This window comes from Betaproteobacteria bacterium, assembly GCA_009377585.1.
GTDB lineage: Bacteria > Pseudomonadota > Gammaproteobacteria > Burkholderiales > WYBJ01 > WYBJ01.
Window position 1 is genome coordinate 57,355 of record WHTS01000002.1, and the last position, 10,280, is coordinate 67,634.

The 10,280-nt window shown below is 66.9% G+C and carries 10 protein-coding genes; 3 read left to right on the top strand and 7 right to left on the bottom strand.

The features are described 5' to 3' along the window. Positions 1–2: 2 nt before the first annotated feature. Positions 3–791, top strand: coding sequence for an enoyl-CoA hydratase (locus GEV05_01065; GenBank protein ID MPZ41994.1), 789 nt, complete (start codon positions 3–5; stop codon positions 789–791). A gap of 6 nt (positions 792–797) precedes the next feature. Here the strand turns inward: GEV05_01065 and purL are convergent, their stop codons facing one another. After that, positions 798–4,736 (bottom strand): phosphoribosylformylglycinamidine synthase, encoded by a 3,939-nt coding sequence (gene purL / locus GEV05_01070; protein MPZ41995.1) that lies wholly within the window; start codon positions 4,734–4,736, stop codon positions 798–800. A gap of 102 nt (positions 4,737–4,838) precedes the next feature. On the opposite strand from purL, the gene GEV05_01075 reads away from it, so the two are divergent. Next, positions 4,839–6,335, top strand: coding sequence for an NAD(P)H-hydrate dehydratase (locus tag GEV05_01075; protein MPZ41996.1), 1,497 nt, complete (start codon positions 4,839–4,841; stop codon positions 6,333–6,335). A gap of 93 nt (positions 6,336–6,428) precedes the next feature. On the opposite strand, the gene crcB is transcribed toward GEV05_01075, so the two are convergent. The 6 genes from crcB to GEV05_01105 form a co-directional block, all read right to left on the bottom strand. After that, entirely contained in the window at positions 6,429–6,818 is a 390-nt protein-coding gene (crcB, locus tag GEV05_01080) for a fluoride efflux transporter CrcB (GenBank protein MPZ41997.1), read from the bottom strand. Between the two features lie 64 nt (positions 6,819–6,882). Further along, entirely contained in the window at positions 6,883–7,224 is a 342-nt protein-coding gene (locus tag GEV05_01085; protein ID MPZ41998.1) for a LysR family transcriptional regulator, read from the bottom strand. 13 nt (positions 7,225–7,237) lie between these two features. Further along, the gene (gene moaE, locus GEV05_01090) at positions 7,238–7,699 is read right to left on the bottom strand and encodes a molybdopterin synthase catalytic subunit MoaE (GenBank protein ID MPZ41999.1); all 462 of its coding nucleotides are present in this window, start codon (positions 7,697–7,699) and stop codon (positions 7,238–7,240) included. A 3-nt stretch (positions 7,700–7,702) separates the two neighbouring features. Next, positions 7,703–7,960 carry a molybdopterin converting factor subunit 1 gene (moaD, locus tag GEV05_01095; GenBank protein ID MPZ42000.1) on the bottom strand — a complete coding sequence of 86 codons (258 nt, stop codon included), beginning with the start codon at positions 7,958–7,960 and terminating at the stop codon, positions 7,703–7,705. After that, the gene (gene mobB / locus GEV05_01100; protein ID MPZ42001.1) at positions 7,957–8,493 is read right to left on the bottom strand and encodes a molybdopterin-guanine dinucleotide biosynthesis protein B; all 537 of its coding nucleotides are present in this window, start codon (positions 8,491–8,493) and stop codon (positions 7,957–7,959) included. The genes moaD and mobB overlap by 4 nt, the downstream gene beginning before the upstream one ends. Positions 8,494–8,607: 114 nt before the next feature. After that, positions 8,608–9,327, bottom strand: coding sequence for a haloacid dehalogenase type II (locus GEV05_01105; protein MPZ42002.1), 720 nt, complete (start codon positions 9,325–9,327; stop codon positions 8,608–8,610). A gap of 109 nt (positions 9,328–9,436) precedes the next feature. Here GEV05_01105 and GEV05_01110 point away from each other — a divergent pair, with 109 nt between their 5' ends. Further along, positions 9,437–10,261 (top strand): methyltransferase domain-containing protein, encoded by an 825-nt coding sequence (locus GEV05_01110; protein MPZ42003.1) that lies wholly within the window; start codon positions 9,437–9,439, stop codon positions 10,259–10,261. Positions 10,262–10,280: the final 19 nt, after the last annotated feature.

Sequence of the window (10,280 nt, forward strand, 5' to 3'; positions counted from 1 at the left end):
TCATGACAAACGACAAGATTCTTGCATCCAAGCGCGACGGCATCGGTTCGCTCGTGTTCAACCACCCGGAGAAGCGCAACGCCCTCTCGCCCGATATGGCGCTCGCCGCGGCCGACGCCATCGAGGATTTCGCCCAGGATGCGAACGTGCGCGTGATCGTCCTCTCCGGCGCCGGCGACAAGGCCTTCGTCTCCGGCGGCGACATTTCGCGCTTCGAGGCCGAGCGCGCGACCCCGGAGCAAATGGCCGAGTACAGCAGGAAGTCGGCTCGCTTCCGTACCGCCTTGATCGGCGTCGGCAAGCCGACGATCGCCATGATCCGCGGCTACTGCCTGGGAGGCGGCCTGGCGGTCGCCCTCAACTGCGACCTGCGCTTCTGTGCCGAGGACTCGCAATTCGGCATTCCTGCAGCCCGTCTCGGCATCGGCTACGGCGCCGAGCGCCTGACTCAGCTCGTGCACCTGGTCGGTCCATCGGTGGCCAAGGACATTTTGTTCAGCGGACGGCGCTTGAACGCGCCCGAAGCTCTGCGTGTGGGATTGGTCAATCAGGTGATGGCGGCTTCCGCGCTGGCTGATCACGTCGACAAGTACGCAGCCACGCTGGTCGCGAACGCACCGCTGTCGATCATCGCGTCCAAGCGCGTGATCGACGAAATCGTGAAGGACGCGCAGGACAGAAACCGCGCGCTGTGCGAAAAGGTCATCGCCGATTGCTTCGCCAGCCAGGACTACATCGAAGGCCGGCGCGCGTTCATGGAGAAGCGCAAGCCCGCCTTCACCGGCAGTTAGCCGGCATCAACCGACCCACACCCGCGCGTTGCGGAATAGCCGCATCCAGGGTGAATCCTCCCGCCACTCGTGCGGGTGCCATGAGAACTGCACCGCGCGGAACGAGCGTTCGGGGTGCGGCATCACGATGGTGATGCGGCCATCGGGCGTGGTGAGCCCGGTGATTCCCTCGGGCGAGCCGTTGGGATTGTACGGATAGATCGTCGCCGCTTCGCCGTGATGGTCGACGTAGCGCAGGCTCACGAGCGCCCGGGCGCGCTCGAGTTGCGCAAGAGAGCCGAACTCGGCATAGCCCTCGCCGTGCGAAACCACGATCGGCATGCGGCTCCCCGCCATGCCGGCGAACAGGATGGAAGGCGACTCGGGCACCGCCACTTCCACCAGGCGCGCCTCGAACTGCTCCGAGCGGTTGCGCACGAAGTGCGGCCAGTGCTCTGCGCCGGGGACGATCTCGTGCAGATTGCTGAACATCTGGCAGCCATTGCACACGCCGAGGGCGAACACATCCGGGCGCGCGAAGAACGCTTCGAATTCGCTGCGGGCCCTGGGATTGAACAGGATCGACTTGGCCCAGCCCTCGCCTGCCCCCAGCACGTCGCCATAGGAGAATCCGCCGCAAGCCGCCAGGCCGCGGAAACCCGCGAGCGCCACTCGTCCCGCAATGACGTCGCTCATGTGCACGTCGATCGCTTCGAACCCTGCGCGATCGAACGCCGCGGCCATCTCCATGTGTCCGTTGACGCCCTGCTCGCGCAGGATCGCGACGCGCGGGCGGACGCCGCGGTTGATGTAGGGGGCGGCAATGTCCTCGTCCGGATCGTAGTCGAGACGCGCGTGCAAGCCCGAATCGTCGTTTGCCAGAGCGCGATCGAACTCTTCCTGCGCGCACTCGGGATGATCGCGCAGCGCCTGCATGCGATAGCTCGTCTCCGACCAGATGCGCTTCAACGCGGGGCGCGTGCGCTCGTACACGACCTGGCCGCCGCAGTCGATCGAGAGCGTATCGGTAGCGCTCGGCGTGCCGACGGGATGAACGCAAGCGCCGAGACCGGCCGCGACGAAGCGCATGATGATGTCGGCCTCGCGCGCGGCTTCCACCTGGAAGACCGCGCCCAGCTCCTCGTTGAAGAGCATCTCGAGCACACGGGCACTGCCGGCCAGCGGCGGCAATTGCAGGCGCACGCCGCAATGCCCGGCGAACATCATCTCGCACACGGTCGCAATCAGTCCACCGTCGGAGCGATCGTGGTACGCGAGGATCAAGCCCTCGCGTATGCTGTCCGAGACGATTTCGAAGAAGTGCTTGAAGCGATCCGCGTCGTCCAAGTCAGGTACCCGGCCGCCGAAGGCGCCATGGACCTGGGCCAGCGCCGAGCCGCCGAGGCGGTTCTTGCCGCAGCCGAGGTCGATGAGCACCAGTACCGTGTCGCCGCAATCGGTGCGAAGCTGCGGCGTGCAGGCCGGCCGCACGTCCGCAAGCGGCGCGAACGCCGAAATGATCGGCGATACCGGCGAAACTACCGCTTTGTCTTCGCCGTCCTGCCGCCAGGCCACCTTCATCGACAGCGAATCCTTGCCGACCGGTATGCTCACGCCGAGCCGCGGACACAGTTCCATGCCGATCGCATGCACCGCATCGTACAGCGCCGCGTCCTCTCCCGGATGACCCGCTGCGGCCATCCAGTTGGCGGAGAGCTTCACCTGGTCGAGACGCTCGACGCCGGCCGCAACGATATTGGTCAGCGCCTCGCCGACTGCCATGCGGGCGGCGGCGGCGGCATTCGCCACCGCGAGCGGCGTGCGCTCGCCCAGCGCGAACGCCTCGCCCCGACAGGTATCGAACCCAAGCACGGTAACGGCGCAGTCTGCGACCGGAACCTGCCACGGCCCCACCATCGGGTCGCGCACGCACAATCCGCCCACCGTGCGATCGGCGATGGTCACGAGGAAGGTCTTGTCGGCGACTGCGGGAAAGCGCAGCACTTTCTCGATCGCGTCCTCCAACTCGATCGAGCCCGAATCGAACTGCGGCGGCGAAACGCTGCGATGGGATACGTCGCGATGCATGCGCGGCGGTTTGCCGAGGAGCACGCTCAGCGCCATGTCCACCGCCGCTTGCTGGAATAGCGGATCGTCCACGCGCAGTCGCTCGTCGGCGCTTGCCGTGCCGAGCACCGCGAACGGGCAGCGCTCGCGCTCGCAGATGGCACGGAACGCTGCCAGGGCGGCCGGATCGATGGCGAGAACGTAGCGCTCCTGCGCCTCGTTGCACCAGATCTGCAGTGGCGACATGCCCGGCTCTTCCGAGGGCACGTTGCGCAAATCCAGCAGCGCGCCGCGCCCGGCGCCATGCACCAGTTCGGGCAGCGCATTGGAAAGCCCGCCGGCACCCACGTCGTGAATCGAGAGTATCGGATTGCGTTCACCGAGCGCCCAGCAGCGGTCGATCACCTCCTGCGCGCGGCGCTGGATCTCGGCGTTGTCGCGCTGGACCGAATCGTAGTCGAGCGCCTCGGTGTTGGTGCCCGCATGCAGGCTCGATGCCGCTCCGCCGCCCAACCCGATCCGCATGCCGGGGCCGCCCAACTGGATCAGCAGCGCACCGGGTGCAAACGCCTGTTTGGCGCATTGCGCGGCATCGATATTGCCCAGTCCGCCCGCGAGCATGATCGGCTTGTGGTAGCCGCACATTTGCGCGCCCAGCACGAGCTCGAAGGTGCGGAAATAGCCGCACAGGTTCGGGCGGCCGAACTCGTTGTTGAATGCCGCACCGCCGATCGGTCCCTCGAGCATGATCTGCAGCGGCGACGCGATCCGCGCCGGGCGGCCGTAATCGAGCGCTTCCCACGGTTGCTCGAAGCCCGGTATGCGCAGATGCGAGACGCTGAAGCCGGTCAGTCCGGCCTTGGGCTTCGCGCCCCGGCCGGTGGCGCCCTCGTCGCGAATCTCGCCGCCCGAGCCGGTCGCCGCGCCCGGATACGGGGAAATCGCGGTCGGGTGGTTGTGCGTCTCGACTTTCATGACGGTATGCACGAGCCCCTCGGCATAGCGGTAGCGGCCGTCGGCGTCGGGATGGAAGCGCCGATGGCTCGCGCCCTGCATGACGGCCGAGTTGTCGGCATAGGCGATCACCGTGCCTTGCGGATTCGCTGCATGGGAATTGCGAATCATGTCGAACAGCGTGTGGGGCTGCGCCACCGCGTCGATCGTCCAGTGCGCGTTGAAGATCTTGTGCCGGCAATGCTCGGAATTCGCTTGCGCGAACATCATCAGCTCGACATCGGTGGGATTGCGCCCTGCGGCGGCGAACGCATCGAGCAGGTAGTCGACCTCGTCCTCCGAGAGCGCCAGGCCGAAGTCGGCGTTCGCGCGCACCAGGGCGTCACGGCCGCCTCCGAGCAAGTCGATGTGCGCAAGCGGCTGCGGCGCGAAGTGGCGGAAAAGATCGCCCGCGCAATCGAGATCCGGCAGCACCGTCTGGGTCATCCGGTCGTGGATCACAGGGTCGAGCGCGGCGAGCTCCCGCGCGCTCAGCGCAGTACCATCGCCGACGAAGTGAAATGCGGTGCCCCGTTCGATGCGCTCGACCGCGTCGAGCGCGCATTGGCGCAGGATGTCGCCGGCTTTCGAAGACCAGGGCGAGACCGTGCCGAGCCTCGGCACCACCAGGCGCATCTGGCCATGCTCGGCGGATGCCTCACTCCGGCCATGCTCGGCGGATGCCTCACTCCGGCCATGCTCGGCGGATGCCTCGCGTGCGGGTCCGTAGGTCAGGATGCGTTCGAGGCGTGCCCGCTCGTCGGGACGCAGCGCGCGCGCCGCGCAGACGAAGTGCCAATGCTCGGCATGCAAGGCTGTCAGCCGCGGTACCCGCGCCTGGCTGGCGCGCAACAACCCGGCCAGTCGAAACGCGGAGAAGGCGCAACGCCCGCGCAGCCTCAGCAATTCGGACATCGGTGTGGCGCTCGGCAAATGTTGGATTTTACACCAGGCACCCGCGCGGACGTTTAAACTCGCCTACGCCAGGCACGCGAGCCCTTCAAGATCATGCCCCGAGAACAGGCCAAGCCCCGAGCGCTTTATCTCACGCGCGAAATTCGGGCAGTCGAACAGCATTATCTTTCGCTGCCTGCCCCGGAACCGCTGATGGAGCGAGCCGGCCGTGCGACCGCCGAGCTCGCACGCGACCTGATGGGCGACCAGGGCGCATCGGTGCTGGTGTTCGCCGGTCCGGGCAACAACGGCGGCGATGCTTTCGTCGCGGCACGCTATCTGAAGCAGTGGTGGTATCGCGTCGCGGTCGTGTTCCAGGGCGATCCGTTCAAGCTCTCGGGCGATGCCGCCGCGGCCATGCAGACGTGGCGCGATGGCGGCGGCGACGTGCACGACCTGGTGCCGAGCGATCGGCGCTGGGACCTCGTCATCGATGGCCTGTTCGGCATCGGGCTCACGCGCGAGTTGGCCGAAAAGCCCGCCGAGCTGGTCACGTTCATCAATGAGCTGGGCCTGCCGGTGTTGTCGATCGACATCCCGAGCGGGCTCGATGCGGATACCGGCCGTGTCATGGGCCGGGCGGTGCGCGCAGCCCACACGGTGACATTCATCGGGCTCAAGCCGGGTCTTTTCACCCACGACGGCGTGGATCACTGCGGCACGGTGCACCTGCGAACGCTCGACGTCGATGCAGCTGCCGTGGTCGCCACCACCGGCAGCGTCCTGGACGAATCGGTCCTCGCGGCCATGCTGCCGCCGCGTAAAGCCAACTCCCACAAGGGCACGTTCGGCAGCCTGGGCATCGTCGGCGGCGCGGCCGGCATGGTGGGCGCGGCATGGCTTGCCGGACGCTCGGCATTGCACCTGGGCACGGGACGCGTCTACGTCGGATCGATCGATAGCGCGGCGCCATCGATCGATCCGATGCAACCCGAGCTCATGCTGCGGCAAGCCGACGCCGTGCTCAAGCTGGACCACTTGAGCGCGCTCGCCGTGGGGCCGGGCTTGGGACAGTCGGCCGCGGCCAAGGGACTGCTCAAGAACGCCATCCGGGCCAATCTGCCGGCAGTGTTCGATGCCGACGCGCTCAACCTGCTCGCGCAGGAAGCCATCATGCGGCGCGCATTCATCCGGCGCGCCGCGCCCACGGTCATCACGCCGCATCCCGCGGAAGCGGCCCGGTTGCTGAACTGTCCGACCGCGCAGGTGCAGAACGACCGCATCGAGGCGGCGCGCGTTCTGGCTGTTCGCCTGAAATGCGAGGTCGTGCTCAAGGGCGCCGGCAGCATCTGCGCTTCGCCGGACCGGAGCTACCGGATCAACACCAGCGGCAATCCGGGCCTTGCCTCCGCGGGCCAGGGCGACGTGCTCACCGGCATGGTCGGTGCCTTCCTGGCTCAGGGGCATAGCGCGACAAACGCGTTGCGTGCGGCCGTCTATTTGCATGGTGCGGCCGCGGACGACCTCGTTCGCGCCGGCACCGGCCCCGTCGGACTGACCGCGAGCGAAGTGATCCTCGCCGCCCGCGACCGGATCAATCGGCGCGACTGAAGCTCGCGGCGCTGGCGATGCAGGAAAAGGGGCCAGGCTCGGGCCTGGCTCGATTTTCTTTCGAAGGGGTCGGGCACGAATTCTTCGTCGGGCTCAGGATGCCGCGAGCCAGCGCACGCAGAAAATTCCGGCCACCGTCGCGAGCAGCGAGCCGGCAAGATGGCCTGAAGCGATCAGCAGCGCCGAGCCGTAGTGCGCGCGCAGCAGCGCCGCGACCACTTCCGCGGAGAAGGTCGAGAAGGTCGTCAAGGCGCCGAGAAAGCCCGTCACCACGAACAGGCGCAGTTCCTCCGACCAGCCGCCATGACGGCCGAACCACTCCATCGCCAGCCCGATCAGAAAACCGCCGATGACATTGGCAGCGAGCGTACCGAGCGGCAGCTCAGGCAAGAAGCGGCCGTTCAGCGCGGCTGCGAGGCCCCAGCGCACCCACGCACCCAGTGCAGCACCCACCCCGACCCCGACGACGGCGGCCGCAGTCACCACGTCCGTTCGTCCTTCCTTCGCCTCATGCGAACCTCGTGCTCGATCAGTCCAGCGGTACAGGCTAGCCGCGCATCAGCTTCTGCAGCGCGTTGATCTCCTTTGCCGTCGCCGCGGTGGCCATCGCTTCGATCCTGCGATAGCGGCGCACGACATCGGCGCCGGCCGGCGTCAACGCCGTACCGCCGCCTTCCCTGCCCCCGGTGGCGGTGGTGATGAGCGGCTGGTTGAAGGCGTGATTCAACGCATCGACCAGCAGCCAGGCGCGCCGGTACGACATCCCGAGCTTGCGCCCGGCGGCCGATATGGAACCTGTTTCCTCGATCGCTTCCAGCAGCGCCACCTTCCCCGGCCCCAGCGAAGACTCGGGATCGTTGCCGATACGCAGCCGGAAACGCGATTGCATGGCAGCAGGGACGTCAGCGCCCCGCCTGCTCCCAGCGGGCGGCCGCCTCTTCGTCGCTCGTGCGCGCTTCCACCCAGCGGCTGCCGCCGGGCGTGCGTTCCTTCTTCCAGAACGGTGCGCGCGTCTTGAGATAATCCATCAGGAATTCGCAGGCGGCAAACGCGTCCCCCCGGTGCGGGGCAGCGACCACCACAAGGACGATCTGGTCCGTGGGAGCGAGCGCACCGATACGGTGAATGACGAGCGCATCGAGGACCCGCCAACGCGCGCGCGCTTGCGTCACGATGGCTTCGATGGAGCGCTCGGTCATGCCCGGATAATGCTCCAGCGTCATCCCTGCGACCGAGTCGCCTTCGTTCACGTCGCGCACGACGCCGACGAAGGCCGCGACCGCGCCGATCTTCGGATTGCCCCGGCGCATGCGCGCGATCTCCGCGCCGGCGTCGAAATCCTCGCTTTGGACCCGCACGCTCAACGCTCAGCCCCCGGTCACCGGCGGAAACACCGCGACTTCCGCGCCCTCGTGCAGCCGGGTGGTTTCCCCGGCCATCTGCTGATCGACCGCCACGCGGTACGCGCGGCCGGGCCCGAGCTCGGCCGCCCAAGCGCCGCCGCGGGTGCGCAGCCACTGCGACAGCGCGCCGACATCGCGAACTTCCTCGGGCAGCGCGACATCCTCGGCCTGCATACCGAACGCTTCGCGCAAGCGCGCGAAATAAAGCAGGCGAACGTTCACGGACCGCTCACTTCTTGCGCCGAGGCATGTACGACGTGCAATTGCAGCCCCAGTTGCTTCAGGATGAACTCGCAGATGGCCGCCGGCTGGTTCAGATCGAGCACCGGAATGGGTGCCTGCAACGGCGTATCGGTGGCGACCGCGACGATCTGCGAATCGTGCGGATGCAGCGGCGACTCGCCCACCGCCTCGCGAAACACTTCGAGCTTGGGTATTTCCGCCCGCTTGAAGCCCTCGACCAGCAGTAGATCGCACGGCGACATGCGCTCGATCAGCGCGTCGAGCGAAGGCTCGGCTTCTCCGCGCAGCTCGTGCATCAGCGCCCAGCGCCGCGACGAGCTGATGAGGACTTCGCGCGCACCCGCGTGGCGGTGGCGATAGGAATCCTTCCCCGGCTGATCGACATCGAACGTGTGATGCGCGTGCTTGATCAGCGCGACGCGCAGTCCGCGCCCGGTGAACAGTGGAATGAGCTGCTCGATCAGCGTCGTCTTGCCGCTACCCGAGAAGCCGGCGAAACCGAACACGTGCATGATGGATATCCAGGGTCGTCGCGGATGATAACGCCCGCTTGCCATGGCCGCAAAGCGCATGCCGCGGTGTGCATGCCGCGGTGTGCATGCCGCGGTGTGCATGCCGAGATGGTGTCATGGTTCCGATCGTTCGCGGCGATGCAAATCCGCGAGCTCCGCCAGCGACGTCACCTCCCAGTCCGGCCGTGCCTGCGCTGGCGGCGTGGCCCCGCTGCCCGGCTTGCCGGCCCGCCGGTTGACCCATACCGTGGCGAGTCCCAGCTGCTTCGCCGGCACGTGGTCGTGGAAAAGACTCTGCGCGACGTGCAGCACCTGGCGGGGCGCGATCCCATCGCGCCCGAGCTCGTCCAGCATATAGCGGAAGTTGCGCAGATCGGGCTTGTAGCTGCCGATATCCTGCGCGGTGAAGATGCGGTCGAATTCGACGCCGAGCCTCGATTGGCTGCGCGCGAACGAAGCGCGATCGACATTGGACAGGATCACCAGCCGGTAGTAGCGCTGGAGATAGACAAGGGCCGGTGCGCTGTCGGCGAACGCGGGCCATTCGCCGACCGAAGCGCCAAAGCGGCTGCGATCCGCCGGCTCGAGCGCGATCCCGAATGGTGCAGCCAGAGCCTCCAATGCAGCGCCGAGGATCTCCGGGTAGAGCTTGCCCGGCGCGCGTTCCTGCGTTGTGGACTCCGCTTCACCGAAAGCAACCAGAATGCTCTCCTCGTCGAGGCGGCGGCCGTGGCGGGCAAGCAGCGGCGCGAGCGCGTGCAACAGACCGGTTTCCCAGTCGATCAGGGTGCCGTAGCAATCGAAGGTGAGGGTGGAAAAGTCGCCGAGCTTCAACACTGGTGTCTCCTGGGCCGAGTCCGCGCCTGCGCTGTTCCCGCTATTTCGCAGCGTGCCGCAAGAGGGTATGCTGCGGCCACCCCTTCGCCAAGCAGGAGATGAAGCAATGCCGCAACGCGTTCTCGCACTGCCTCTCGTTCTGTGCGCGTTGTTCCTCTTGCCGCAGTCGGTAGCAGCCGATTTCGAACCGAAGGTCGGACAGCCGGGCAAGGACGTCATCTGGGTTCCGACGCCGAATTCCCTGGTCGAGCGCATGCTCGACATGGCGCAAGTCACGCCGAAGGACTTCCTGGTGGACCTGGGCTCCGGCGACGGCCGCACCGTGATCGCAGCTGCCAAGCGAGGAATCAAGGCGCTCGGCATCGAGTTCAATGCCGACATGGTGGCGTTGTCGCGTGCCAATGCCGAGCGCACCGGCGTGGGCGAGCGTGCGAGCTTCGTCCATGGCGATGTGTTCAAGGAAGACTTCAGCCAGGCGAGCGTCGTCACCATGTACCTGCTCTCCTCGCTCAACATCAAGCTGCGCCCTACGCTGCTCAACATGAAACCCGGCACCCGTGTGGTCTCGCATGCATTCAACATGGGCGACTGGGGTCCGGACGAAACGTCCACTGTGAACGGATACACGGCGTACATGTGGATCGTGCCGGCGAAGGTGCAGGGTCGCTGGCAGGGGACCGGTCCCTCGGGTGCTTTCGAGCTCACCCTGGATCAGACCTACCAGAAGGTCACCGGAAAAGTCACGGGCTCGGGCCTCGCGCCCAACGTCGCCGATCCCATCCTCGAGGGCAACAAGATTCAGTTTACCCTCGTCGATAGCGCCGGGCGCTTCTTGCGCTTTCGCGGCACCGTGAACGGGAACGCCATGGAAGGCACCGCCCAGGTGCCGGGCGGAACCGAAGCGCATTGGAGCGCGCGCCGCGCGGGTTGATGAGGAAACTCACGCCGCC

What these genes read in the sequence shown, in the direction of transcription:
- mobB (MPZ42001.1), bottom strand. Translation starts at nt 8,493, where the DNA reads ATGCACGTGTTCGGTTTCGCCGGCTTCTCGGGTAGCGGCAAGACGACG.
- GEV05_01075 (MPZ41996.1), top strand. Translation starts at nt 4,839, where the DNA reads ATGCCCCGAGAACAGGCCAAGCCCCGAGCGCTTTATCTCACGCGCGAA.
- GEV05_01110 (MPZ42003.1), top strand. Translation starts at nt 9,437, where the DNA reads ATGCCGCAACGCGTTCTCGCACTGCCTCTCGTTCTGTGCGCGTTGTTC.
- GEV05_01065 (MPZ41994.1), top strand. Translation starts at nt 3, where the DNA reads ATGACAAACGACAAGATTCTTGCATCCAAGCGCGACGGCATCGGTTCG.
- GEV05_01085 (MPZ41998.1), bottom strand. Translation starts at nt 7,224, where the DNA reads ATGCAATCGCGTTTCCGGCTGCGTATCGGCAACGATCCCGAGTCTTCG.